This window comes from Agarivorans sp. 2_MG-2023 (assembly GCF_030548085.1).
Classification (GTDB): Bacteria; Pseudomonadota; Gammaproteobacteria; order Enterobacterales; family Celerinatantimonadaceae; genus Agarivorans.
The window spans coordinates 21,823-47,510 of the sequence record NZ_JAUORQ010000012.1; the positions used below are offsets into that span (position 1 = coordinate 21,823).

General features: G+C 43.7%; 25 protein-coding genes. 10 read left to right on the top strand and 15 right to left on the bottom strand.

What is annotated here, in order from left to right:
• Nucleotides 1-4: 4 nt before the first annotated feature.
• The 6 genes from Q4549_RS16980 to Q4549_RS17005 all read right to left on the bottom strand — a co-directional run bounded on the left by Q4549_RS16980 (nucleotide 5) and on the right by Q4549_RS17005 (nucleotide 6,435).
• On the bottom strand, nucleotides 5-736 hold the full coding sequence (locus Q4549_RS16980; RefSeq protein WP_303553722.1) for a hypothetical protein: 732 nt from the start codon (nucleotides 734-736) through the stop codon (nucleotides 5-7).
• Nucleotides 737-1,255: 519 nt separating this feature from the next.
• Nucleotides 1,256-2,185, bottom strand: a complete 930-nt coding sequence (locus tag Q4549_RS16985) for an alpha/beta fold hydrolase (protein ID WP_303553721.1) — start codon at nucleotides 2,183-2,185, stop codon at nucleotides 1,256-1,258.
• Between the two features lie 160 nt (nucleotides 2,186-2,345).
• Nucleotides 2,346-3,032, bottom strand: a complete 687-nt coding sequence (locus Q4549_RS16990) for a tetratricopeptide repeat protein (RefSeq protein ID WP_303516621.1) — start codon at nucleotides 3,030-3,032, stop codon at nucleotides 2,346-2,348.
• Between the two features lie 200 nt (nucleotides 3,033-3,232).
• Nucleotides 3,233-4,405 carry a glycerophosphodiester phosphodiesterase family protein gene (locus Q4549_RS16995; RefSeq protein WP_303553720.1) on the bottom strand — a complete coding sequence of 391 codons (1,173 nt, stop codon included), beginning with the start codon at nucleotides 4,403-4,405 and terminating at the stop codon, nucleotides 3,233-3,235.
• A 177-nt stretch (nucleotides 4,406-4,582) separates the two neighbouring features.
• Nucleotides 4,583-5,224, bottom strand: coding sequence for a tetratricopeptide repeat protein (locus Q4549_RS17000; RefSeq protein ID WP_303553719.1), 642 nt, complete (start codon nucleotides 5,222-5,224; stop codon nucleotides 4,583-4,585).
• Nucleotides 5,225-5,439: 215 nt separating this feature from the next.
• Complete coding sequence (locus tag Q4549_RS17005) at nucleotides 5,440-6,435, bottom strand: AraC family transcriptional regulator (RefSeq protein ID WP_303553718.1); 996 nt, start codon at nucleotides 6,433-6,435, stop codon at nucleotides 5,440-5,442.
• Nucleotides 6,436-6,598: 163 nt separating this feature from the next.
• Here Q4549_RS17005 and Q4549_RS17010 point away from each other — a divergent pair, with 163 nt between their 5' ends.
• Both Q4549_RS17010 and Q4549_RS17015 read left to right on the top strand, forming a co-directional pair.
• On the top strand, nucleotides 6,599-7,171 hold the full coding sequence (locus tag Q4549_RS17010) for a YSC84-related protein (RefSeq protein WP_303553717.1): 573 nt from the start codon (nucleotides 6,599-6,601) through the stop codon (nucleotides 7,169-7,171).
• 85 nt (nucleotides 7,172-7,256) lie between these two features.
• The gene (locus Q4549_RS17015; RefSeq protein ID WP_303553716.1) at nucleotides 7,257-8,324 is read left to right on the top strand and encodes a DUF1254 domain-containing protein; all 1,068 of its coding nucleotides are present in this window, start codon (nucleotides 7,257-7,259) and stop codon (nucleotides 8,322-8,324) included.
• An 84-nt stretch (nucleotides 8,325-8,408) separates the two neighbouring features.
• Here Q4549_RS17015 and Q4549_RS17020 read toward each other — a convergent pair whose 3' ends face one another.
• Nucleotides 8,409-8,834, bottom strand: a complete 426-nt coding sequence (locus Q4549_RS17020; RefSeq protein ID WP_303553715.1) for an N-acetyltransferase — start codon at nucleotides 8,832-8,834, stop codon at nucleotides 8,409-8,411.
• A gap of 195 nt (nucleotides 8,835-9,029) precedes the next feature.
• Here Q4549_RS17020 and Q4549_RS17025 point away from each other — a divergent pair, with 195 nt between their 5' ends.
• Nucleotides 9,030-9,533: a hypothetical protein gene (locus Q4549_RS17025; protein ID WP_303553714.1), complete on the top strand. Its 504-nt coding sequence runs from the start codon at nucleotides 9,030-9,032 to the stop codon at nucleotides 9,531-9,533.
• Nucleotides 9,534-9,552: 19 nt separating this feature from the next.
• Here the strand turns inward: Q4549_RS17025 and Q4549_RS17030 are convergent, their stop codons facing one another.
• The 3 genes from Q4549_RS17030 to Q4549_RS17040 all read right to left on the bottom strand — a co-directional run bounded on the left by Q4549_RS17030 (nucleotide 9,553) and on the right by Q4549_RS17040 (nucleotide 11,189).
• Complete coding sequence (locus Q4549_RS17030; RefSeq protein ID WP_303553713.1) at nucleotides 9,553-9,789, bottom strand: hypothetical protein; 237 nt, start codon at nucleotides 9,787-9,789, stop codon at nucleotides 9,553-9,555.
• Nucleotides 9,790-10,026: 237 nt separating this feature from the next.
• Nucleotides 10,027-10,707, bottom strand: coding sequence for a YafY family protein (locus tag Q4549_RS17035; RefSeq protein WP_303553712.1), 681 nt, complete (start codon nucleotides 10,705-10,707; stop codon nucleotides 10,027-10,029).
• Between the two features lie 98 nt (nucleotides 10,708-10,805).
• Nucleotides 10,806-11,189: a VOC family protein gene (locus Q4549_RS17040; protein ID WP_137672713.1), complete on the bottom strand. Its 384-nt coding sequence runs from the start codon at nucleotides 11,187-11,189 to the stop codon at nucleotides 10,806-10,808.
• Between the two features lie 251 nt (nucleotides 11,190-11,440).
• On the opposite strand from Q4549_RS17040, the gene Q4549_RS17045 reads away from it, so the two are divergent.
• The 5 genes from Q4549_RS17045 (at nucleotide 11,441) to Q4549_RS17065 (ending at nucleotide 18,156) form a co-directional block, all read left to right on the top strand.
• The gene (locus Q4549_RS17045) at nucleotides 11,441-13,849 is read left to right on the top strand and encodes a M48 family metallopeptidase (RefSeq protein WP_303553711.1); all 2,409 of its coding nucleotides are present in this window, start codon (nucleotides 11,441-11,443) and stop codon (nucleotides 13,847-13,849) included.
• Between the two features lie 141 nt (nucleotides 13,850-13,990).
• Nucleotides 13,991-14,815 carry an AraC family transcriptional regulator gene (locus Q4549_RS17050; RefSeq protein ID WP_303553710.1) on the top strand — a complete coding sequence of 275 codons (825 nt, stop codon included), beginning with the start codon at nucleotides 13,991-13,993 and terminating at the stop codon, nucleotides 14,813-14,815.
• Between the two features lie 34 nt (nucleotides 14,816-14,849).
• The gene (locus tag Q4549_RS17055) at nucleotides 14,850-15,572 is read left to right on the top strand and encodes an AzlC family ABC transporter permease (RefSeq protein ID WP_303516640.1); all 723 of its coding nucleotides are present in this window, start codon (nucleotides 14,850-14,852) and stop codon (nucleotides 15,570-15,572) included.
• A complete protein-coding gene (locus Q4549_RS17060) occupies nucleotides 15,569-15,871 on the top strand; it encodes an AzlD domain-containing protein (protein WP_137672709.1) in 303 nt (100 codons plus the stop codon). Before Q4549_RS17055 ends, Q4549_RS17060 begins: the two co-directional genes overlap by 4 nt.
• Before the next feature lie 278 nt (nucleotides 15,872-16,149).
• The gene (locus tag Q4549_RS17065) at nucleotides 16,150-18,156 is read left to right on the top strand and encodes a BCCT family transporter (RefSeq protein ID WP_303553709.1); all 2,007 of its coding nucleotides are present in this window, start codon (nucleotides 16,150-16,152) and stop codon (nucleotides 18,154-18,156) included.
• A gap of 65 nt (nucleotides 18,157-18,221) precedes the next feature.
• On the opposite strand, the gene Q4549_RS17070 is transcribed toward Q4549_RS17065, so the two are convergent.
• Nucleotides 18,222-18,602: an STAS/SEC14 domain-containing protein gene (locus Q4549_RS17070; protein ID WP_303553708.1), complete on the bottom strand. Its 381-nt coding sequence runs from the start codon at nucleotides 18,600-18,602 to the stop codon at nucleotides 18,222-18,224.
• Nucleotides 18,603-18,748: 146 nt separating this feature from the next.
• On the opposite strand from Q4549_RS17070, the gene Q4549_RS17075 reads away from it, so the two are divergent.
• Nucleotides 18,749-19,138 (top strand): ribosome recycling factor family protein, encoded by a 390-nt coding sequence (locus Q4549_RS17075; RefSeq protein ID WP_303553707.1) that lies wholly within the window; start codon nucleotides 18,749-18,751, stop codon nucleotides 19,136-19,138.
• Nucleotides 19,139-19,263: 125 nt separating this feature from the next.
• Here the strand turns inward: Q4549_RS17075 and Q4549_RS17080 are convergent, their stop codons facing one another.
• From Q4549_RS17080 to Q4549_RS17095, 4 genes are all read right to left on the bottom strand, one after another.
• Entirely contained in the window at nucleotides 19,264-19,614 is a 351-nt protein-coding gene (locus Q4549_RS17080; protein ID WP_303553706.1) for a TraR/DksA C4-type zinc finger protein, read from the bottom strand.
• 251 nt (nucleotides 19,615-19,865) lie between these two features.
• A complete protein-coding gene (locus Q4549_RS17085) occupies nucleotides 19,866-21,815 on the bottom strand; it encodes an ATP-dependent DNA helicase RecQ (protein ID WP_303553705.1) in 1,950 nt (649 codons plus the stop codon).
• Nucleotides 21,816-21,849: 34 nt separating this feature from the next.
• Nucleotides 21,850-22,593 (bottom strand): DUF3307 domain-containing protein, encoded by a 744-nt coding sequence (locus Q4549_RS17090; protein WP_303553704.1) that lies wholly within the window; start codon nucleotides 22,591-22,593, stop codon nucleotides 21,850-21,852.
• The gene (locus Q4549_RS17095) at nucleotides 22,565-23,227 is read right to left on the bottom strand and encodes a hypothetical protein (RefSeq protein ID WP_303516651.1); all 663 of its coding nucleotides are present in this window, start codon (nucleotides 23,225-23,227) and stop codon (nucleotides 22,565-22,567) included. Before Q4549_RS17095 ends, Q4549_RS17090 begins: the two co-directional genes overlap by 29 nt.
• Nucleotides 23,228-23,839: 612 nt before the next feature.
• Here Q4549_RS17095 and Q4549_RS17100 point away from each other — a divergent pair.
• Nucleotides 23,840-25,297 carry a polysaccharide lyase family 7 protein gene (locus Q4549_RS17100; protein ID WP_303553703.1) on the top strand — a complete coding sequence of 486 codons (1,458 nt, stop codon included), beginning with the start codon at nucleotides 23,840-23,842 and terminating at the stop codon, nucleotides 25,295-25,297.
• The last annotated feature ends 391 nt before the right edge of the window (nucleotides 25,298-25,688 follow it).

Sequence of the window (25,688 nt, forward strand, 5' to 3'; positions counted from 1 at the left end):
AAGTTTAAAAACCTACCGCAACACCTAACCAGACGCTGGTATCAGTTTCTATTGGTGAACCGCCATTACCATTGTAGTGTACTGCCTTTATGTAAGGTGAAATGTTAGAGCCCGCTACGTTTTGCGCATAAAAGCCGAGCTCATGTTCATTCCAGCGATGCCTGTCGTCCACAATCCCTTGCATCGCAAATACATCATCTCGCGTGACATTATGGTGGGTATAGTCGTAAGCCATAGTAATGCTATGCGTTAAATCTACCGCTATACCAGCCTTCGCTTGTAAGTCGGTATAATCGGTCGATTCGCCAAAGCTCATATCATCATAAACGACAGTGCTGCCTTTACCTTGCTCCCATGCACCACCTAGGTAGAAGCTGAAATGCTCACCGAGTTGTTGGTTAAACAAAGCGGTAGCCATAAAATAGTTATCGCTGCTATGTTCAAATTCTTGCGGCGCGTCAAAGCGGCCATATTCTGCGGCAAACCACATATGGCGGGTATCATCAATATCTACCGTGCCGCTCACTTCTAATGCCGCCCAACCATCATCATCCATCATTAATTGCAGTCGCGCCTGTTCCGATAGCGCCATGCTCACACCACCTTCCCAAACACCACTGTCGTTATACTGAAGATAGGCACCAAAATCAGGGTTATATTGATTCTCGATATCGGCGGCATTAACAGTCAATGAGGTAGCGCTTAAAACAGCTAAGGCGATTACAGATTTATTCAAAATGATTCTCTTCTTTATTTTTATAATGTCACTAGGTGACGGTATGCTAGCTCTAATCAAAGCCAAGCTATTTGGTAAATAGTCCTACCCATCGATAACCGTTTGGGCATACCGAACTACTAAATGTTAATGGAGTGTTTCGCCCATCCATCGATACGCAATAACTCCCTGTCGCAGAACCTCGAATACTGTCAAAAGAGAAAGCATTAGCACTATTAAGCTGAACAACACTGATAATCAGGGCGATTGCTACTCTTTTATAAACACGTTTAGTCATTGTTTAATCCACAAAAAATTGCCCAAGCTCCGGGCATTAATATAAGGACAAGTTTTACCCGCCCTTTTCAACGCTAAAGCCAAGCAAGGCTCTACAACGGGCAATAGAATACCTAGAGAGGAGCAGTGGATTAAGTCGGCTGAGTGACAAGGGTTGTTTCACTAAATGAAACAATTAAAGAAATGTAAAAAGCCGGCCATAGACTGAGATATCGCTATGGCGGCTAATATGTTTTAACGCTCCTATTTGGGCTGGATGGCTAAAAAGCCTGCAATGTGCTGATTTACTTGCTCACTGTATTCATATTGCAAAGCATGACCCGCTCCCTGCACCAACACCAATTCACAATGACTGCCTAAGGCTTCTTTTACTTTGCCAGCCTGTGAAACTGGTAGCTGCTTATCGGCCGTCCCCCATAGTAATAAACATGGGATATTTTTGTCTGCTAGGGCGTAATAGCTCGCCATCATAGGCTCTTGCATTAAGTCGCGCAGAGTAGCCAATAAAGCGCGCCGATAGCCAAAGTAACGTAACGGTGGCTCAAACTGCTGCGCCCAATCCAAGGCGTTTTCAGGATTCGATAAATCCTCTAGCTGCTTTTTAGCCAAGTTCGGTACAAAAAAGCTGTAGGCAACATACTCGCCTATTATTGGCGTCGGCATCGGTGAGATATGAGGAGGGGTATTCAGTGGCGCGAGCAAAATCAAGCCTGCAACCCGATGTGGGTATTGCTCTGCAAAACTCACACAAATTGCCCCTCCCATCGAGAGACCCGCCAAATATACCGGCTCTTGAATCTCTTGGTCGTCTAGCAACTCTACGATTTGATCAACAAACAATTGGCGGCTGTAGCAGGTGTTAGGCCTTGCGGAGTATCCTCGACCATACAAATCAAGGCTAATCACTTGGTAACCTTGCTGAACAAGGCTATTCACATTGCGCTCCCACACATATGAGAATGCGGCAAAACCGTGCACCAATATCACCGTAGGAGCGGTTTTCTGCCCTACTCGATGAAAATGCACTACACCGAGGCTTAATTGAACATGCTGACCAGGGAGATCCTCAGGCTCCAATTCGTCAAGTTCAAAGACTTCTTGGTTACGGTAGAAAGGCAAGGCAAGGGCTGCCAGTAGCAGTAAAAACAACAAAAACTCTATCAGATATAGCATCGTCATTCCTCCACTTAAGGGGTAAAACCACTATACAATAAAGCCAGTTAAAAAGGAGTTAATGTTGCTGAAATTATGACCAAGTTAACCTCATTTCAACACTAACTCTTTATCCACACCTAATTGGTGTTATTTGTGTGATCTTAGGCGAGTATCGCGCTTACCACGGTACCTCAATACCCATTTCTTCAATTAAGCGAGCCACTTCTTTCCACGCAGATTTCTTTTGCGTCATATCAAGTTCTTCACCAATTAAAAAGTCACGGTCGCCAGGTGCATTACCGTGGCCTAACAAGGCTGCAATAGACATCCATACATAGGCTTGTTCTGGATCTTCATCCATATTTTCGCCTTCAAAGTAGCGTAAGCCTAATAGATAAGCCGCATCTTTTTGTTTGTTTAAAGCTGCTTGGTTATACCAGTATTCAGCCTGACCAAAATCTTGCTCTGTGCCTAAGCCGTCCCAGTAATGCTCCGCTAATAAAAACTGCGCTTCACCATCTTGTTGCTTAGCCGCAGCGGTTAGCCACTTAACCGCTTCCTCAGCTTGTACTCCTTGGCTGCTTAAGCCTTCTCGGTACAACACTGCAAGTTGAGTCATTGCTGCAGGGTTACCCGCCGTAGCAGAAGTTAAATAATGAGCCAAAGCGGTATCGTAGCTTTGTTCTGCGCCTTCGCCCTTATGAAACTGTTGAGCTAATTCGAATTCTGCTTGAGCGCACTCTTGAGAACATTCTACGGCTGGTACTTGTTGGTTTGAACTATCACTAGCGTTATCTGAACTGCTACAACCGGCAATAAACGCCGCTGCAATACAGCTTGCTAGGCAATACATTGTTTTTTTCATTTTTTATCCTTTGTTGACCGTTGCCTAATGACCAAATAAGACAACGCGGCAAAGCTAACACACTAATCCCTTTAGAAAATAGTGAATAAATACTTATTTGCGATGAATCAACTAGGAGAGAAAAAATAAAGAAACAGGTGTTAAGATCACAAAGTTGCTGCTAATCGGCTTTAGCAGCAACCTTAAAGTGAATAAAACGTCTATTTTACGCAGTTATCAAAAAAGGTAACGGTGGCTGGCCAATCGGAAAATACCCCCACTAACTCCAGCTCTTTCTTTAGTACATTAAGTACTTCAAGTTCTGGGTAGTCGGTGTAACGACGTTCAATGGTCCACGTAATTAAGTCTAAACCTTCGGCCTTAAGCTCTTTGGCGTACTCGGTCGCTACAACCACTCCGGCTTGCTGCTCAACCAAAGACGTGTAAATTGGCGCAACAATCTTGATACCTTTAGCGACAATCTCAGCGGGGCTTGGTACACCATCGAGTAAGTAAATAAGGTAAACCGCTTGTTCACCAAATTCTGGGTTATTAGCAATCCAAAACTCCACATCTTCAATAGAAAATGACTGAACGTATACTTGGCTTGGCTCAATGCCCGCCTCAATGTATTCGTCGATCATTTTCTGAGCGAACTCTTGCTGAGTAATGCCAGCTGCAGCTAGGTCTTGGGCGCTAGGCGTTTTCAGTTCTGGGGTCATTTTCACACCCAGCTCCTTAAACAAGGCAATGCTCTCTTTGTGAGATAACAAGGTACCTGTATCTGCATATAAATCGCTACGAAAACTCGGTGTGGCATCCATATATTCTTCAACAGTTGTCGCCTGTTTGTTGGCGGCATCCATTTTACCTTGTAAGGATTTATACTCTGCGAGGGTGAAATCTGAAGTACGACACTCCGCAGTGGCATCTACCCCATTTACCGTATCAGCAGGCGTAAATGGAATAGAACATTTAGCCGCCAGCTCAGGCACAGCCAATACATTGGTAGTAGTATGTAAATCAGCATGCGAATGACGACACACCAACTCAGCATCTTTGGTAAAGGCAACGTCACATTCTAATACGCCAGCGCCCATACGGGCTGCGCCAACATAGCTTTCACGCGTATGCTCAGGAAACATTAATGGCGCACCACGGTGACCAATTGAAAAATCACTCACTGCGTAGCTGTTCATATCGTCTACACAAGCTTTTAGGGTGTCTTTTAACTCTCCCTCAGCAAGCTGATCCACCAAAAAGGCTGGGCGAGGACCAAGCTGTACCTTTGAAATAGCACCAGACTTAGCAATTTGTACCGGATTGTCATCGTCATTACAGGCGCTAAGAAGAACAAGTGGGCAGAGAAGCATGCCTAAGTGAGTGAGTTTCATTGGCTAATATCCTTATTTTTAGTTTATTTAGTAGGTTTACTAGCCACCCAGTTAAGTGGGGATTGATTGCAAAATGATGAACAATTGATGTTGAATTTATGTCGCTGAATTTACTAACAAAAAACTAAATAAAAAGGCCAGCTTATTAAGCTGGCCTTGGTAGTTCCTTAAAGGCTTTTAACGATAATCAGGAATCGAGCGATTCCAAGTGACTAAGCCTTTCGCATTTGCCTTGCTTTGCCAATAGCTGGCTAATCGTGGGTTTACCTCGGTGCCTAAACCTAAACGATAATAATAGGCTAAGGTGTTGGCAGCAGGTTTTGAACCTTGTTCCGCAGCTAAGCTAAATAGTTCAAAGGCTTTTTGATAATTCTGCTCTACTCCACGCCCGTAATGATACATTCTGGCCAACCCCCACATGCCTTCGCTATTGCCGTTTTGCATGGCTTGTTCAAACATTTTCTGCGCTTTACTAAACTCTCGCTCGCCATACACGCCATGGTAATAAAGCAAACCTAATTCGCGGCTAGCGCTAGGGTGTAAACTGTCGCTGGCGACTTTGTAATAGTCAGCGGCTTTTTCAAGATCGGCTGGTTGATAGACACCTCGAGCGGTTACTTTACCGACCCAATAAGCAGATTCAGCTCGACCGTCATCGGCTAATTGCTTGTGTATTAAATAACAGCGTTGTTCTTGATTAGGTTTAGCGCACCAATTTTTAAGTTGTTGGCTAGTAAGATCTGTTTCTGCAGTGGCGTTAAATACGGTGCCGATTAGCAATATAGAGCAAGCTACACACCAAGTGATGAGTCTATTCATGATGTTTGTCCTTCAGCAATAAAGTGCATGTGGGTTAAGGTGGAAACCACGTTAACGCTATCTACCATGCAGTTTTGACGCCAAGTATAAAAGCCATATATTACAGCAACATCTCAAAACTAAAATGACATAGACACCCAAAATAGAGCATTAACCACTAACTTAAAGCACCAAAATAGTAATTATTGAAAAACATAATATATAAAATGAATACATTAATTCGCCAACACAGCCTTACGCCACTGCAAAGGTGTTTGCTTGAACCACTTCTTAAAACTGCGAATGAAAATAGCCGGTTCTTGGTAGCCCAACATCATAGAAATATCGCCAATAGAGAGTTGGCTATCGAGCAAATAGTCGGTCGCCATGGTTTTACGTGCGCCTTCCAATAAATTGGAATAACTGGTTTGCTTCGCTTTTAAACGCTTTTGTAATACCCGCACTTGAACACCGAACAACTCAGCGACATGCGCAATGCTGGTATTGCCGTCGTATATTAAAGCGGGAAGAATCTGATAAATCAGATCATCGATATCTTCTAATCGATTCAAGGCTTCGTTGCTTTGCTTTCTTAAGGCATAACTCGGGAATACCTGGGCGCCTTTAACGTGTGCCCAACGTTTATCAAACACAATGGCATTGGTGGCTTTGTTGGTTTTAATCGGGCAAGCAAACAGCTCAGACAACTCATCCACATGACTAAAAGAATGATCTAACCAAGCTTCATTAATTCGCCACTCTTCACCAAACAAGGTTTTAAAGGTTCGAAATACGCTGCCTAACATGGCACGGTGCATCGCATCACAATTGAATTGGTCACTAAAACACAATGAAAACTCAGCGCGTAGGGTATCCCCTTGTTCAACCAGTTCTAGTTCCGTTCCACTCGATTGAGCATTAAGAAAGGCCTTCAGCATATGAATCATCGCCTCTAAATTTGGCATTTGCTGCACGGCCACGGCTAATACGCCTTGCTTACGCAACGGCATAGTTAACCCGCATTGAACACTGGCCAAAGGCTTGTCGGCGTATTGATCCGCCACCGTTAGCAATTTGGTGAATTTTACCTGGCTCATCAAGCCGCCCTCACGCAGCAATACGCTAGGTGAAATATCAGCCTCGGCTAACAAGCGATATTTGTCTAAGCCTTGTTGCTCTAGTAGCTCAATCACTGATTTAAGCGCTGATACCTGAAATAAGTATTCTTTCACCTTGCACTTCCTTGTCTGGCTCAATCATATAAGTATCTCGGCAATTCGTTAAAAGTCAATTTTAGATTGTTGTGCGGTTAAAATAGCGGCAAGTTGAAAAGCCGAGTTGTATTTCAGATTGTTTATTTAGCTGTCCATACACAGCATATATTTAGGATCAATAATGACTAGAACACTTAAAACTATTTTTGCCATTACCTTGCTTAACCTATGCGTAAGCATGCCAGCATTGAGTAAAAGTGCTGCTGAAGAACGCGCGGAGTCAGACCAAATGGTTCAAGAAAGTTTGGCCGACTTTAAAAAAGAAAATGGCGAATTGGCCAGCAAAATTAACGGCGCGGTGGGGTATGCGGTATTTAGTAATGCAGGCATCAACTTGTTTGTTATTTCTGCTGGCGGCGGCCATGGTGTGGCAATAGATAACATCAGTGGTAAACGTACTTACATGAACATGGGCGAAGCTGGTGTAGGGTTTGGTGCAGGGGTTAAAGACTTTAGAGCACTAATGGTGTTTAAAACCCGAGAGTCCTACGACAAGTTTGTAGAATCAGGATGGTTATTTGGTGCACAAGCTGATGCTTCAGCTAAAGCGGGTGACAAAGGTGGATCTGCAGAAAGCGAAGGCGCGGTAGGCGATGTAGAAATCTACCAAATGACCGAAGCAGGTTTATCGTTAGAAGCTACCATTAAAGGCACTAAGTTCTGGAAAGATAAAGATTTAAACTGGAATAGCTAGGTAAGCTAGCTTTAGCTAACAACTAAAGCTAGTTTTGTTAGTAAACATTTTTCACTCTCTGTTTTCTATTTATCGGACACCAACTATGAAGCTATCAACATTAAGCAAAACCCTGAGTGCAACCATTATCACCATTTTTACCACTGCCGCCTTCGCGCAACCGGTGAGCTCTTTAAACGGTTTCTTCTCTGAGCAAGGCGAACAAGTTACTCCGGCTAGTTACCCTACTGATGAAACCTCTCATCAAATGCTTAAAAACCAAGATTTGGTAGGCGTGAATACTTTTTTGCACAAGCGCCAACTCACCCCCACCGATAACCAACCAGTAGTACGTATGAACCGCGATACCTACTATTCAATGGCAGTTGTTGATGTCTCTAAAGGTGCTAGCATCATTATTCCTAAGATGCCGGAAGGAAAATATGTATCGGTACAACCGGTCACCGAGGATCACCGTATTCAGCCAATGTATTACGGCGCTGGCACCTATGAGTTAAGCACTCACAGCGGTGACCACCTTTATTTGGTTGTGCGTTTAGACGCAACCTTAAGTGAAGAACAAGCGGCGAAGATTCAAGATCAAATGCAGCTTAAGGCCAACAGCGCTAAAGCATTTAGTGCAGAGCCGGTTAATCAACAGTCTTTCAAGAAAGTAGAAGATGAACTCAAAGCGCAAATGCTCGCTATTTCTGAGCGTGATGGCAAAAACGCCCTTACAGGCATGTTTACCGCACCAAACGACGATTCCAACAAACTGTATACCCAAGAGAAATACCAAGTAGGTGCAGCGGTTGGTTGGGGCGGCGCACAACAAGCAGACAACATTTATGAACTGTCGGGCAATTATCCTGCGGATACCTGTCATCAAGCCACCTTTAAAGACCCCAAAAACCACGCATTTTGGTCTATTACGGTGTACAACAAAGCGGGTTTTATGTTTAACGACTTAGCCAACCTAAGTTCAAATAACGCTAAGCCAAATAGCGATGGCACCTATACCATTAGCTTTGGTTGTGGCGAAGACGCCATTAACAACATTAAGACCGCCAACGACACCGGGGTGTTTAACCTGGGCGTGCGACATTATCAGCCTAGCGACATGATTAAAGTAGATGGTTATCGCATTGTGCCACTAGTAAAAAGTGTTAATTAGGCCCAGTTAACAAGACCCAAACAACCATAAAAAAGCCGCTTAATAGCGGCTTTTAATTTGCATTTAGTTGTATTAATTTGGCGATTAAATACCCGTGCTCATGGTGTACTCAAGCAAGCCAGTATGTTGCTCTATTTGTTCCCCCACTACACTAAAACCCTGCGATAAATAGAACTGGTAACTCGCAACATTTTGCTTATAGACTGCCAAGGTTAAAATGCTGCGCTGTTGTTTAGCATGAGCAATAAGTTGCTTACCTATCCCCTGCCCTTGGCTCGCTGGATCCACAAATATTGCAGCTATATGTTTCTCACTTAAGGCGTAAAAGCCAACCACCTTACCTGCTTGCTCGTACACATAGGTTTCGGCATTAGGTAAATAAAGGTCTCGCATATTATCTAGTTGGTCTCGCCAAAAGCTGGCTTTTACAAAGTCATGTGCTTTAATCGAAGCGTCTAACCAAATATCTAACACCTGCTGTGTATCTTGATGTTGGAAAGGTCTAATCATTTTGTTGAGTCTTTGTGCGTTCTAATCAGTAGATAATACCGCATTTCGACACTTTTGGCGTTTTCATATCAATGATGTTTTGATGAATATTCTGTGAGCAAAAAAGGTCTTAGGACCTTAGTAAGGATAAGGCTTTGTGTGCGTATTTTGATGAGATAGAATAAGCACTAGTTACCTCTTAAGTGTTAAGCAGCAATGAAACTACTTGCAGATAAAACCGGTGAGCAATTCCTTACTATTCTCGAAGAAGATGGTGATAAGCTTGTTGTACAGTTTATTTCTAACGAGGGTCTTAAAAAAGGTCAGCCATTCAAAGACTCACTACGCAGCCTGTTGTTAGTGGGCTGGACACACCGAAGCACTTCCACCGCTATTGGTTTATATCGCTTTAAGCAAGGTTATCTAGAAGATGCCCATGTGAGCTTTGCACTGCATCAGCTTTACCCTCTTGGTCGAAAAGTAAAACTGCCTTCGGGAGAAATAGCCCAAATAGCCAGCTATGCCAATACCCATAGCGACGGCTATTACATGTACTTAAGAAACACCCGTGACCAACAATTAAGCCGTTTAAAAATAACTCCCGATTGGCAATTGCTGCCTTCTACAAAGTTACTTGCTTTGCCGTATTTCCCTAAGCCTAAAACTCAACAAGAGCTTGATGTTATTAGCGATTACGACAAATGGGCTTGTGGATTTTAAGGCCGCTATTTAGCCTTAATTATTGAAATTCTTCACCGTGGTTTTCTAAAGTACGTAGTTGACATTTTTCACATTCAACATAACGGTCAACAAGGTCTAAGGACGCGCCCACTGCGCTAGCAGTGCCGCCAAAAAATCCTTCTAAAAAGGCTTTAAATTGCTCCATTTTACTGCTGCCATATTTAGAAGGCTTTTGTTTAACGATTTCTTTGTGTTCGGTTACTTTCTCACACTGTTGGCAAAATTGTCTGGTCATACTTCAACTCCATGTTAACTTCTGATAAAACCTTAAGCCATTAAATACAAAGAACAATTCCGTCCTATCATCACCTACTAACAGATTGTGTTAGCAAGCTTTAAAGAGAAATATTCTGTACTTACCCCAAAGCATTATCTAGAAAATATCAGCAAACTCAAATTTAATTGATAAAAACATCACAAACAAAGATGACACAGATTAAAGAAACGACCAATACAGTATTTAAACCCGCACTTAGTGCCCTTCATTCTCCATTTCCTCTACAAAATCATCGAGTTCTTTTCCAGGGGAGTGACTAAATACGCGTTCTAGGTGGGTGAGTTCGGTGATTCTATCAATGCGGAAATTGCGAAAAGCGTCGCGTAATTCACACCATCCTAATAGCGTCCAAGTACCGCGCCAAAAGTAGATAGCTAAGGGGCGTATGATGCGTTTGCTATCATCGGCCTTGGCATCTTTATAGCTAATCTCTAGGTATTCACGTTGCTGAGCAGCAATACGCAGGGGATCGAGGTATTTAAATTCATCCCTATCAATGTAGAAATCGGGGGCGAACATAAGTGATTGGTATGCCTGTAAGCGCTGTGGTAACACCGCTTCCACTTTTATCATGGCCTGCTTAGCCGCCGAGGAAAGCTCTTTACCCGCCCAGGTTTGCACCATTCGCATGCCAATTTGAATGGCTTCTAGCTCGTGTTCGTTAAACATGAGCGGTGGCACATTCACCTCTTGGCGTAATAAATAACCTACACCTGCTTCGCCTTCAATAGGAATGCCACTTAAGCATAGGTCTTGTATATCTCGGTAGATGGTTCGGGTGGAAACTTCGAGGCGCTCGGCTAAATCTTGGGCGGTGGTTAAACGCCGCATTCGAAGGATTTGTACTATTTGAAATAGCCTGTCTGCCCGTCTCATAGTTTTTCCATTTTGCTTGAAGAGCAAACACTAGCCCAGACCTGCAGGCTGAGCTAGCTAAATTTGCTGCGCATCATTCAATCTTTACTAATTTGAGTCTATTCAACCTTTGACCATAAACCTACTTTGTTACCTTCGCTGTCAACAAACAAAGCAATGTAACCATGCTCACCTTCATTAATCGCAGTAAGAGGTAGCAAGATTTGCACACCAGCGTCAGTAATTTTATTTACTAGCGGGCTAAGTTTTTCACTTAAGTGCAAGTACAAAGTACTGCCATCTAAACTTGGCTTCATCATTTCATGTTTGCATAGGCCAATGCTGGCGGCTTCTGGATCTTCGGTCTCTAGAATGGCCATCTCCATATCGCCCATATTCTCACGGCGAAAGGTTAAGTCGAAGTGCTCAGCGTAAAAGGCTAAGGCGCGGTCCATATCGGCGACGGCGATCTCGCCCCATACTAACGGTGCTACTGCTAACATAATTAACTCCTTGCTGTTACCTACTTAGCCCCCATGGCCAGCAGGTGTTAACACTATAAACACCTCCTACTGACAGCTTACTGTCAGTAGGGTTGCAGCAGTCTGATTTTATTTCCCTTACCTAAATCTTGTTCTAGCGCTAAGAGTTGGCAACTAGTGGGTAATGCATAGTGCCAAGCTATTGAATATAAGTGGCTTATTTGCAAAACTTCTGGCGACAGATTTATCACTATTAACACAAGGAAATGTGAGTGGCTAAGTATGAGCTAGTAAGTTTAGGCGCGCAAAATGGCAATAATCGTGATAACTACGTGGTAGCTAAGCTATGTAAAGCCTTAGACATTACACCAGCAGCGGCGCAAAAATACCTGCTAGAAGGCAATGTGCTTAAAGAGAACCTGTCTTTAAGTTTGGCCAAAAGTTTAGCCGAAGTTTTTAGTGAGCATGGCTTACAGGTAGAGCTTAGAGAAATGGCCATCAGTGATGCAGAGTTAGCTAACGCTAAAAGCCATACCGAGACGACTAAGCAAAATACCACTCCCAAACTAAAAGCCGATTTTATAAAACTATTAAGCGGCGAATTCCCGCGCTCTAGCGTAAGCCGTGAATACCGTATTGGTATGGTATGCACCTTACTTATCAGTATGATTGCGCCAGTTATTTACTTAGCCATGTTACTGGGCTTAATTAGCTTCTCAGTGTTTTACTTCTCTGTACTGGTCAACAACATTGGTGATTTTTCTAATGGCATAGCGATTCAAGCGTTACTGGTGGTGCCCTACTTTATTGTTGCCGTACTGATCTTATTTTTACTTAAACCTTTGTTTGCCACTTACCAACAACCCAAGCGTTACCGCCTTCAAGCAAAAAGAGCCCCCGCCCTTTTTAACTTGGTATATGTAATGTGTGACAAGCTTTCAGTGCCTCGCCCTAGCGAGATTTGCTTAGACACCGAGGTAAATGCTTCGGCTGGCGGCTTAGACGGGCTAATGAGCTTACGTAAAGGCGAACTGCGCTTAACTATAGGTTTACCCTTGTTAACCGGTATGAATATGCGCCAGCTTAGTGGTATTTTAGCCCACGAATTTGGCCATTTTGCTCAGGCTCAAGCAATGCAAACGCGCTACATTGTGCAAACCACTAACAACTGGTTTTACAGCCGCGCATACCACGCTGATGAGTGGGATTTACGCCTAGAAAAATGGGCTGCGCAAGAGCACATGCCCTTGGTTATGTATATAGGGATTATCGCCGCTAAGTTCTCGATTCGCCTTACTCGCTTTTTATTTAGTGGCCTGTTTAAACTTAACTTTCGCTTAACCCAGTATATGTCTCGCGCCATGGAGTTTGACGCCGACAGCTACGAGAGCCGCTTTGTTGGCAGCGATCAGTTTAAGAACACCGCCATTGAGTTACGCAAACTCGCGCTAGCCGCCCAAAAAGTATCTGATACCAATAAATTAGCGTGGAATGACAACAAACTACTCGCCAATATACCGTTGGCGATTGCCAATTTGGCAGCACAAACCAGCAAAACGCAGTTGAGTAAAATTGAGCAACAAATTCAACGTGGCGAAAGCTCTCCTTGGGATAGCCACCCAGCGGATATAGACCGCATAACATTTGTTACAGAGCGTAACGACAAAGGGATATTTGAGAGCGAGTTACCGGCATCGCTGTTAATTACTGATATAGAGACTTTGTGTGAATCGGTTAGTGCTTTTTCCTACACCGGCCAAGGCATAAAACAACCCAGTAATTACATGGTAAGTAATGATACTTTGATTGAAAATGAGCAACAAAAACAGCAAAGCGGCGAATACCTAAAACTGTTTTTTGGCGATATGTATAGCGGGCGCTTTTTCAATCTTTCTACCCTGGTAGAAAGTAAACCTCAGGGTTTAGCTGATTGTATCGAGCAAATAAATTCTCGCTATGCCCACGTTGCCACTCAAGAACAAGACTACTTTAAGCAACTAGACACCTTGCGAGTAAGTTCATTGCTCAAGATTTACTACGAAGCTAATCTCCCCGTAGAGCCTAAAGACTTTGATTTACTTGCCAATAACCGGGTAGATGTCGCGAACCTTATTACCGAATCAAAAGCCGCAATAAAGCAACACCAAAATGAGTTTAAGCACTTTGATAAGCTGCTTTATCATCGCATCTTTTTAAGCCGCGCTTTAATGTCTGCACAGCAAAGTGCCAGATTGGATAGCCTGCTCAGCGCGCTGCAAGGTATGGCCAAGTTAGATCCCATTATCAATAACCTCGAGTGTTTTCACTTTATACTCGACACCCTAGTTAACTTGGATGACCAATGGCAGGACAAGATTCATTCACGCTTGTTAGGCCAGGCTAACTTATGTGCCTTAGAATCAAACCGTTTAGCCATTGAAGCCAAAAACGTCAGTCTGCCTGACCCTAAATACCCAAACCTTGCAGAGTTTATTGAGGGTTGGAGTGGTGGCGTGCTTGAGTTTTCACCAACAACGCCACCATCGCAATACATGTATATTTGTGAGCAAAGCTATAAAGCCGCTAGGTACAAACATTATTGGCTATGTGCCGAACTCAGTCAGCTGTGCATGGAAGTACAACCTACGTTTGAGCACTCTCCCCTTACCCCATCAAAAGAGGCACAGCTTGAATGTGTGTAGTAGCTGGATAGGGAAAACAATCGCTGTGGGTAGATAAACGCGTCAGCGAATTTAAACTGAAAACGAACAATTTTGTACAAAACCTTCAGCGTGATCTACGTTATGATGAACGTTCAATCAGGCCAGCAAGGAGGTAAGCCAATGGCAGCAGAACAAGCACGTTATCAGCTTGCCGAAGAGCTAGGTGGCATAGAAATTCTTAATGCCCGCTACGAGAAACAAAACTTTTCTCGCCATAGCCACGAAGGCTACACCATAGGTGTGATTCAATCTGGTGCTCAGCAATTCTACCGTACTGGCGGCAACCATATTGCGCCGCAAGATAGCATTATTTTGGTGAATGCCGATGAAGTTCATACCGGTTGCTCAGCCTCTGAAGGCGGATGGTCCTATCAAGCTATGTATCCTACGCCCGAACAATTTGAACAACTCAGCCAAGAGTTAGGTATTAAGTCTCAGGGGGCGCCTTATTTCTCACAAGCCGCGGTAGAAGATGCGCTGGTGGCTAATTCGTTACGCAATACCATTGCTACTCTTGAACACTCCAGCAATCGCTTATTACGCGAGAGCATGGTCTATTCTAGCTTGAGTTTATTGTTGTCTAGGCACAGTAAAACTCGCCCGCTATCGGTGCTAAAGAAGGTGGCTGACAGCAAGCTAAGCGTAGTGAAGCAGTTTTTAGATGAAGAACCCGAAGCAGACGTATCCTTAAGTGAACTGGCAAATCTGGTTAACTTAAGCCCTTGTTATTTAGTTAAACAGTTCTTAAAGCAATATGGCATTCCGCCCCATGCCTACCAAATTCAGGCTAGGCTGCGTTTAGCTAAGTCCTTTTTACGCCAAGGTAACAAACAACTCGATGTAGCACTACATTGCGGTTTTCATGACCAAAGCCACTTTAGCCGCCACTTTAAACGCGCATTAGGCATTACACCTGGCCGTTACGCTAAAGAATTTCAGGCTTAGGCCTTTCCAACCAGCCGCTTTTTCAAGGAACAATGTGAATAGTACTGAAACCATTCTTCATCTCAATTGGCCAAGCAAGTGTAAAGCTTTTGCCAAAGGCGCGTTAGCCGTTTTACCCTTAACCATAGCGGTTATTCCCTGGGGTATTTTGGCAGGCTCTTATGCGGTAGAAGCAGGCTTAAGCCCGCTGCAAAGCCAAGCAATGTCGGCCATTTTGTTTGCGGGCTCTGCCCAACTGGTTGCTACCGGCATGTTTAAGCTGGGTGCTGGATTAATGAGTATGTTACTCACCACGATGCTTATCACTTCTCGGCATTTTTTGTACAGCATGGCCATGCGCCCTCAAATTAGCCCTTTACCCTTAAAGTGGCGTTTGTTGTTGGGGTATTTACTTACCGATGAACTGTTTGCCATTGCCAATAAAAACAAAGGGCAACGCTTTGATCCTTGGTATGCACTGGGAGGTGGTTTAAGCTTTTATTTGGGGTGGAACATAGCTTCGGCGGTGGGCATTATTGCTGGCGCTAACATTGAAGGCCTAGATAGCTGGGGCTTAGATTTTGCCATTGCCGCTACCTTTATTGCCATTGTGGTGCCTAACATCAAGCAGCCATCTGGCTTATTGTGTGTATTAATTGCCTTGGTTAGCTCGGTGGTGTGCGAGTTATTGGCTATTCCGGGTGGTTTGCTCATCTCGGCGATCTTAGCCATGGGTTTGGCCACCCTGTATGCAAAATGGCGAGGAGAAGAACAATGATTTGGTTAAGTATTTTTGCCATGGCGGCCATTGTATTTGCTAGTCGTTATTTGTTTCTAGAGCCCAAAATACCGCTGCGCTTAAGCAAAACGGCGCTGCAATTCTTAAGTTATTCCGCGCCAGCGGTGCTTACCTCTATATTTGCTCCTATTGTATTTATTCGTGAAGAAGAGCTAAGTATTGGCCTAGATAACCCTTACCTACTGTGCGCGATACTCGCGACTATTTTAGCGGTAAGCACCCGCAATGCTTTAATCACCACAGTAATCAGCATGGCAGTATTTTTTGTTATAAACTAAAAATGAAATAGTTATATATATCGTTAAGATTGAATTATCGCTCAGAAATCAGCCGATTAATTCCATAATCTGCTATAATCCTCTCCCACCAATGCACATGTAAGTGATGTATTGGCGCATATAGGCGCTAATATCACGTGCTTTATTTGGCTGTTTACTCCGCGTGGCTCAATCCTACGCAAAGCTTACACATTCATAGATAACCTCGAGTTTGAACGAATGGTACAGCAGTCACCGCTATTCAGTGTCCTGAATACGCGATCCAATATAGAGTTTTTATGAACACCGCTAAACAAATCAACCCACCCGTTTTTTACTCATCGTTAATTATTGCGTTAACGATTGCCCTATTTGCTGCGATCTTCCCTGATATCTCTGGCGCTAGCTTTAGTCACATTCAAACCTGGCTAAGTACAAACGTAAGTTGGCTTTACGTATTGTCAGTCGCTATTTTCTTAATGTTTGTTGTATTTGTTATGGTAAGTCGGCTCGGCGATATTAAATTAGGCCCCGACCACTCTGAACCTGACTACAGCAATGTATCTTGGTTTTCTATGTTGTTTTCCGCAGGAATGGGCATTGGTTTAATGTTCTTTGGTGTGGCCGAACCCGTGATGCACTACATGTCTCCGCCAGTGGGCGATGCCATAAGCATTGCCGCGGCGCAAGACGCCATGCGTATAACCTTCTTCCATTGGGGTTTGCATGCTTGGGGCATATACGCAGTAGTCGCTTTAGCACTGGCCTATTTTAGCTACCGCCATAAACTACCTTTACTGCCTCGCTCTGCCTTGTACCCACTGATTGGCGATAAAATTCATGGTCCTATTGGCCATGCTACCGATACTTTTGCGGTGGTAGGCACCCTATTTGGCGTAGCCACTTCATTAGGCTTTGGCGTTCAGCAGCTCAACGCTGGCCTACATTATCTATTTGGTTTACCGCAAACCGAATGGATACAATTGCTACTTGTCGTCGTGGTTATCGCCTTAGCCACGGTGTCGGTAGTGCTAGGTTTAGACGGCGGCATTAAGCGACTATCTAACCTCAACATTATTCTGGCAGTTGCCCTGCTGGTTGCGGTTTTAATCTTTGGCCCTACCGAGTTGTTATTGCAATCATACGTGCAAAATACCGGCACCTATATGAGTGAGTTGGTGAACAGTACTTTCAACTTATACGCCTACGACCGTAAAGAAGATTGGATTGGCGGCTGGACCTTATTGTATTGGGGTTGGTGGGTATCTTGGTCTCCGTTTGTGGGAACCTTTATTGCGCGGGTTTCTCGCGGCCGCACTATTCGTGAATTTATAGTAGGAGTACTATTTATTCCTACTGGTTTCACCTTTTTATGGATGACCGTATTTGGTAATACCGCCATTCATATGATTGCTGGAGACGCTGCTAGCTCATTAGCTTTAGCAGTGAACAATGATGTAGCCACTGCCATTTTTGTGTTCTTTGAACAGCTGCCACTATCGTCGTTATTATCGGCCATTGCGGTACTGCTTATTACCACCTTCTTTATTACCTCTGCAGATTCTGGTGCCTTGGTGATTGATACTATTACCGCTGGCGGCGAAACCAATACACCGGTATGGCAACGTATTTTCTGGACCTCAGTAATTGGTTTTATTGCCGCTGCATTGTTGTTTGCTGGTGGGTTGTCGGCACTACAAACCTTAACCATTGCCTCGGCATTCCCGTTTATGTTTGTTTTATTGTGTTTCTGTTATGGCTTATTTAAAGCACTTAAACACGACTACATGCTGCAAAATAGTGTGCAAACTCACAATACTTCAGTGCAATTTTCAAAAGCCAATATCTCTTGGAAAGAACGCCTAGATTCGCTGTTGGTGCACCCGCTTAAGCCAGAAGCCGAAAACTTTGTCAGTGGCGTAGTGCGCCCAGCACTGACCCAATTGGTAGAGCAATTTACCGAGAACGAGCTTAACGCTAAACTGATTGAAGACAGCGACAAGATTCGCTTAACAATTTACAAAGAAGAAGCCGAAAACTTTGCTTACGGGGTGCGTTTACGTCACTTTATGCTACCAAGCTACGCCGATGAAAAGCACAACGATTACTACCGAGCCGAAGTGTTTTTACTGCAAGGTGGTCAGCAATATGACGTATTTGGCTATACCGAAGACCAAATTATTGCAGACGTTATTAGCCAGTATGAACGCCACTTACACTTTTTATACTTGGCCAGCTCTGAGATTTTAGAGAAAGAAGAGAGCCCAATGCAACAAGCTCAGCATGAGGCACAAAGCGCGAGCTAACATATGAAAATATAAAAAGCCGGATCTTTTGATCTGGCTTTTTTATTTAGCTCTAGGGTGAAAGCCTAGTCTTCTAGCCACGCTAAGGCGGCTTGCTCGTGTTCAAATACTTGCACCTCACCAGCAATAAACCACTTACCGACTTTTGAGGCCCACTCAAGCCACTGCTGATGGCCTAATATGGCAATTTTTTCAAAGCTATGGCCATGTTTTAATCCCAGCTTTAAATCATCCCAGGCAGCGCGCATTTCCCAGCCTTCAAGCTCACTGGCATCAAAAAAACCGCGAATTTGAGGGTGTTTAACCTCGGCTAAAGCCGATTCAATAATCGGCGTGATGGTTTGATAATCTTGATGAGTAAGGGTGCCACAAGCTTTAAATGAGACCAGCAAGCGCGTTTCTAGCCGCTCAATGCCCACTGTTATACCGTGTCTGCGAATAGTCATAAGTGCTTCCTTGTTAAGCTAAACTCGCACTACCAGTATGGTAAAGATTGGCGCACACTCAAGCCGAATTGCTTGGCATTAACAACAAGCAATAAAACCCGCGTTTAGGTTTGATGTTTAGCCGATTTAAATGCAAGATCCTACAAATGAAAGATGAACCGCTACACATTCCACTGCCCTCGTTAATTCGTAGAATTGGCGGTAACAATGCCAAACTAGCCAAACAACTGGCAGACGCAAATAGCTGTGCAATAAAACGTATTCGTCGCTCACGTAATTGGCAGCTAATAGGCTCGGAACAAGCCGCTATAAAACTGTTAAAAAGCTTAAGAGAATTGCAAGATGAAGGCATGCGTTACTTAGTGACTAAGCTAGATGAACAGCTCAAGGCTTTTCAGGAACAGCAAGAACCTAAACACGACAGATTACTGCGTTTAGTGAGTGAGAAACCCAATATTACTTTAAACGAGCTCATCGAAATAACAGATTGTACGCTGGCAGAAGCAAGGCTAGCGCGATTTGAATCGGAGCTATAACTTAGCGACAAAAAAACCATGACCGATTGGTACGACTACCATAGATAAAGTGTAATAACTATCCCACTCTGGCCTTACAGCAACCTTCTCATTGGCGGCATATATTTCTCAGCCATTATTTTTAGTTATGACTGACTATGTTGCAGTTTTGACTCACTGATTTCTTGGCAAGGGACACAGCGTTGAGCATCAGGTTTAATCTTAAGGCGCTCTGCAATCGAGTCTCCGCAACTACTGCAATAAAGAGCATCTTCATCTTTGAGTCGCTCTAACGCCAAGTCTATCTGTTCAAGGTGTTGCTGATTTAGGTTATATAAAGCTATTTCATTTCTTTGAGTCTCGAGTTTTGACGCAAGATCACCGGCATCGGTTAGATCGCATTTGCTTTGGGCATTACTCGGCTTCTTATTGTGCGCTAGTAATTTTTCTTTATCCTTTATTAACTTAGCTCGTAACTCCACCAAAATATCATTCATAAAAAACTCACTTATTCTAACCAGCAAAATCTTATCGAGGGGGACTTCCGCATAATTTGTCTTTTTAGTTAAGGAAGTACATAGGTAAGCCATTCTGTATCACTGAAATAAGCGAAGACTTACACAAGCAAGCTCATAAATATAACCACCGCTAATAGCAGTGGCTTTAAACGCCATGAGATACCAAAAGTTATTCCAGATTACTTAGGCTGTCAAAGTTACTAATTCGTTTCCGTTCAAGAACAAGCTATTTAAGTAAGCTGCTCCCACAATCGCTCTACCTGCTGAAGCGTACTTGCGTAAGGTAAGTGCTCACAACGGCCAAACCCACTGAGTTGACGTAACTTAAATTTGGTAGACCAAGGGCTGGTAATGCCGGTTAAGAAGCGGCAGGCCATAATCGGGCTTAGCTTGGCTTTGTTGCCCGTACTAAGGTGCTGGTGTAAAGCTTGTAAGTCACTCAGTATTTGCCCGTCGTTTAGTGCAACGCTTGCAGTGGAATAAGCCAATTTAGCCACTTGACCTTGGCACACGCTGCAATGGCCACATTTCTGGGGGGCATTGTTATCATCAAAATAACGCGCTAACTGGTAGCTTAAGCAGCTATCTAGCTCAAAAAAGCGAACGAGCTGAGCGATCCGTTTTATCTCTTTGGTTTGGGTATCATTAAAGTAAGCACTTAAACGGCTAGCCAGTTCTGGCTCTGCTAAGGCTTGGGTATTCACTTGATACACCTCGGTAATTTTTTTGGTTTCCAGTTCAATTAAGCCCTGCTCCGCCAAATACTCTAAGGCGGCAACGACTCTTGAGCGCTCGGCTTGGTATTGCTGATACAGCGTATCAAAATTAAGGCTTCCCCAAATTTTCTTCATTTGGGTATGTTCAAAAATGGCTTGAATGAACTGCAAGCGCTCGCCAGAAAAGCGCGCTAATACGGCATTTTTGTCTTGTAAGAATTTGTATTTAAAATCGGCATAGTAAGCATATAAAGGTTTAACTAAACCTTGTATCTCTAACTGCACCAACAAGGTTTTTAAGGGTAATTGGCGAATATTGCTTAGGTTGCACAGGGTATTTATTTGTACTTCCCACTGCTGGTTTTGGCTTTCTTCTCGAATGTTGTTTAACACACTCTCTACGCCGCTTAATTCTGGTGTATCACCATAAACAAAGTTCTCAACCGTGGTTAGGCCGTCTAAATTTGCGAGCGTTAAACACTGCGAAAATTGCCCATCGCGCCCTGCTCGGCCAATTTCTTGGCTGTAGTTTTCTATAGATTTGGGTAAGTCGTAGTGCACCACAAAACGAATATTGCTTTTATCTACCCCCATGCCAAAGGCAATGGTGGCTACCACCACTTGCACCTTGTCATTCATAAAATCATTTTGAGTTTGCTGGCGCTGTTCGTTAGCAAAACCGGCATGGTAGGCCACCGCATTTATGCCTTGCTGCTGTAGGTGTTTAGCCACCTCTTCTGCGGTGTGCTGCAAGGTAACGTAAACAATTCCTGCCCCGCTTTGCTGGCTAACAAATTGGCTTAAGGTTTGATGTCTATCAGCACAGCTACAGGCTTGCACCGACAAATCTAAATTAGGACGGTAGAAACCAGTTTGTACAATGTCTTGCTCATTAATCGCAAACCGCGCGGCCATATCTAACTTTACTTTTTTAGTAGCAGTGGCTGTTAACAGCAGCACTAAAGGGATATTAAGCTCTTGGCGATACTGCGGCAGTTTTAGGTAATCCGGCCGAAAGTTATGGCCCCATTCAGAAATACAGTGCGCTTCGTCAACCACCAACATCGACATAGGCACCGATTGAATAAACTGGCGAAAGCGTTCGTTTTTAAAACGCTCTACCGAGACCATTAAAATCTTGGTTTTGCCGCTACGAATATCACTCATTACCTGCTTGCTTTGCTCTGGGCTTAGGGTTGAATCTAAACTGGCTGCGGCGATTCCTTTAGCTTGCAAAAACTCTAACTGATCTTTAATCAACGCCAATAAAGGTGATACCACCAAAGTAAGGTGTGGCAGTTGTAAAGCGGTGAATTGGTAACACAAAGATTTACCAGAACCAGTGGGAAATATCGCTAAACACGAGCGCTGTTCCAGCAAACGTTCTACCACTGGGGCTTGCCCGTGGCGGAAGCTTTCAAAGCCAAAGGTTTGTTGTAACTGGGATAAAAAAGCGTCGCTCATGTTGTGTTTACTCGTGAGTGTTTAAAAAGAAAATTTAGTTAAAAGCATCGTACAATGCGTGCGCGGCCAAGCCAGTAAACACGCTAATAGTCACACTTAGCAAAGTGCCCAGCATAACGTATTCGGTGAGTTTGCGGTCTGACTGCCCGGTTAAGTCACCAAATCTAAAGATTGATTTGGCCGCCACAATAAAACCGATGGCCGCAAACTGGTGCAGCAACACACAGGTTACAACTAAGCAGCGCTCAACCATGCCAATTGCCTGGCCAGCCATAGGCAAATTTTGCTCTGGTTGATGGGTAATCGGGCTCCAACGCTGTAGAACTAAGGCCAACAATTTAGAACTTGGGCTAAGTATCAGTAGATACGCTAAGGCAATAACTAAAGGGCCTGGTTCTAGTAGTTTTTGGCTTAACTCGTCTACCTGTTCCCATGACTGCGTTAACTCTACCACCAACAACAATAACACCAGTATTTGCGCTAATTGTCGGCCTATAAAGTAGCGGCTTGTATCGGGTAAATACGCGCTCACGCCACCAATTAATACACTTGCCACCAGCAGCGCTGCGGTTGCTACTAGCAAAGACACACTGGCACCTATTAAAGCCCACGCCAGCAATATAAATATCAAGCTTAGAACCAGTGCTCGACCATATAAATTGGGCGCAGCAAATTTTAATTGCTGAATATTGCTCGCCCAGTTAGCAGGCATACAATAAAACTCGAACAAGACATAGGCCAAGCCGATGCTAAGAGCGAATTGTGCTAGCTGTTCCATAGTAAAACTCATCCATAAGTTGTTTAAAAAAGTGTTTGTACTCGTCTAATAATTGATATTGCGATTGATTAAGCAGCTTGGTGGCATTTACCCGCGAACTGCTTAGTTGCTCGGCCAAGGCAGCATGGCTAGGCTCGGCCAATTGCCAATATAAGAATAAGGCCTTGGCCTGCCTAACGGTAAGTTCTTGTATTTGACGATCGGCAAACTTGGTTAACAAGGCAATACGCTGCACAAACTGCTCATTGTTATTAAAAATGCCTAAGTAATGGCGCTTTAAGCTATCCAGCCCACGCCCAGAGAGAATAAAGGCTTCGCCATTTGAGCGAGAAACGTACTCCGCCAATGGGTCAATTTTACCAATACCAATGCCTATTCGCGCATCAAAATTTTGTGCATTACTGCCATAAGCTTTTAAACCTAAGCGAATGCTTAACGCGCACTCTAGGGCCTTGCGTGGGTCGTTTAGCACTAACTGAAAAGCATCACCCCGAAAAATCTCGTAGCGACACTGATATTGCTCACTCGCTTGCGCTAAGTGTTCACTTAAACGTTGTAAAACTTTGGCGAAGTCTTCGCTACTCAGCTCACTAGAGCCCACTAAGTCTCCGGTAAGCACTGCTACTTGTTGCATATTCAGGCCTATATTTACTGACAGAACAAAAGTAACCCAAATTAGTTACTTAATCAAATGTAACCATTTAAAGTTACTTATTCTTAAGTAACTCTGTTATTCAAGCTTTCGCGCTCGGTGATACTGACTTTAAACAGGTGATTTTGCTGGTAATTCACACACCAACAAACATCATACAAATATAGGCAGATAACGCCGTAGCGAACTAACAAAAACAATCACTTAACCACTAAGTTAAACCTTGAACAAACCTTTATATCAAAGCTTAGCCAACAAAAACCTACCGCTACTCACACTGCCAGCCCAATAGTACAAAATACTCATCAAGCAAGATTCACTCTCGTATTTGTATGACTAGTTCACAAAATGAGCATTTTTGTATTATAAAATTACCTTTTGCAATGCGTAGCTGATTTTTTAATCACTAAGCTCGCTAACATTAAATTTCATAAGTTGATTATCAATTTTATGACATGGCCATTTACTTAACAGAAGCAGGTAAGCAGTAGGTCTACAAATAGTGGGGCAAGCTAAGGATAAAACCGCTCGTCTTAGTTTGCCTAAATGTACATTTACTTTAGCAACAAGGTTTTCCAATTAAGGATATTAGTGATGAAACCTATTGATAAACACGCTGCATCGAACAAGTTCCTGTTAAACAACAATGCCCTGAAAAAATCAGTGTGCTTTGTTGTTCTAGCGTTATCTTCTTCGTTAGCAACTGCTGCAACGTTCAACATGCAAAAAAATGAAACGGGCTACTCTATAGACGGAAACGGCGGTGCCGTTGACGGGCAGCAGCTATACCTATGGACCACCAATACCACCAATACCAACCAAAATTGGGTGCAAATTAGCCATGGAAGTGGTTACTACTCCTATAAAAAAGAAGGCACCAGCCTTTGTTGGGACGGGGGTTCTGGCGGTGCAAACAATCAAGCCGTCACACTAGAAGTATGTGACGCCAGCAATTACGACCAACACTGGAAAAAAGTAAAAGTCACCAGTGGTACCGAAATCTACCGCATCGAAAAACGCAATGCTCCGGGCTACTCGATTGACGGTAATAATGGAGCGGCAAAACGACAATCACTCTATCTTTCGCCCTCAAGCAGCAGTGTTAACCAACAATGGGAACTCACCAGAACTGATACTACATCTGGTGGCGGCTCAGGTGGCGGCAGCGGCGGTGGTGACTACAACTTAGATGCCTCTAAAGCACCTTCTGCAAATTTTGATTTATTGGATTGGTATTTGAGCATTCCAAAAGATGAGGGTGATGGTTACGCCACGTCGATAAAAGAAGTTGAGCTAGCAGCCAGTTACGAAGATGCCTATTTTTACACCGGTAGTGATGGCGGCATGGTGTTTTACACGCCGGTTAAAGGGGTAACCACCTCAAGCGGCACAAAGTATGTACGCACCGAATTGCGTGAAATGTTGCGCCGCGGAAATACCTCGTATTCTACCAGCGGAAAAGACAACAACTGGGCGTTTTCAAGCATACCAAGCAGCAGCCAAAGCGCCTTTGGCGGGATTGACGGCACGCTAGACGCTACCTTAGCGGTAAATCACGTAACTACAACCAGCTCAAATAACGAGCACGTTGGCCGTATTGTCATTGGCCAAATTCATGCTGAAAAAAATGAACCTATCCGCCTTTACTACCACAAACTACCGGGTAACAGTAATGGCGCCATTTACTTTGCCCACGAAACGTCGAAATCAGACGGTGGTAACGAGACGTGGTACAACCTACTTGGCAGCATGGTCTCATCAAACGGTAATTTAAGCAGTACTTCAAACCCTTCTAGCGGCATTGGCTTAAACGAAGAGTTCTCTTATACCATTACGGTGAATGGCGACTCGCTAATCGTAAAAATCAGCCAAAATGGCAGCCAACTCGCCAGTAAAACCGTCAATATGTCGGGCAGTGGTTACGATGACTCAGGCAACTACATGTACTTTAAAGCCGGTATCTACCTGCAAGACAACAGCAGTAACGATAGCGACTACGCCAAAGTTACCTTTTACAAGCTAAGCAATACCCACAATAACTACAACCCGTAAGTTAAGTGTTTTAGGTATTTAGCCAACAAAGTAAAGGCCGCTAACAAAGCGGCCTTTTTTAACAATGGTGTGGGCTTTGCTGGAAGACATTAAGCCGGAACATAAGTGCTAAAAATGAACAGTGCTGTATCAGCGAGCTATCTCATTTTCGCCTCACAAGGTATTACCACTCCCCTCCCCAGATAGTGCGATTTACCCTTAATGTTTCTTTCTTTGGATGGGAAAATACTGTGATTATACTCATGTGATATGCAATTCCTCCTTTTCACAGGCGCTTGCATTCTTTTCTGCTGATGTATTTGTCATTTTTCGAGCTAGGCGGCTGATGACGCTCAGGAAAGGTGATAATCTGTCTTTTATCAAATGTATGATAAGAGGAAAAATGCATTGT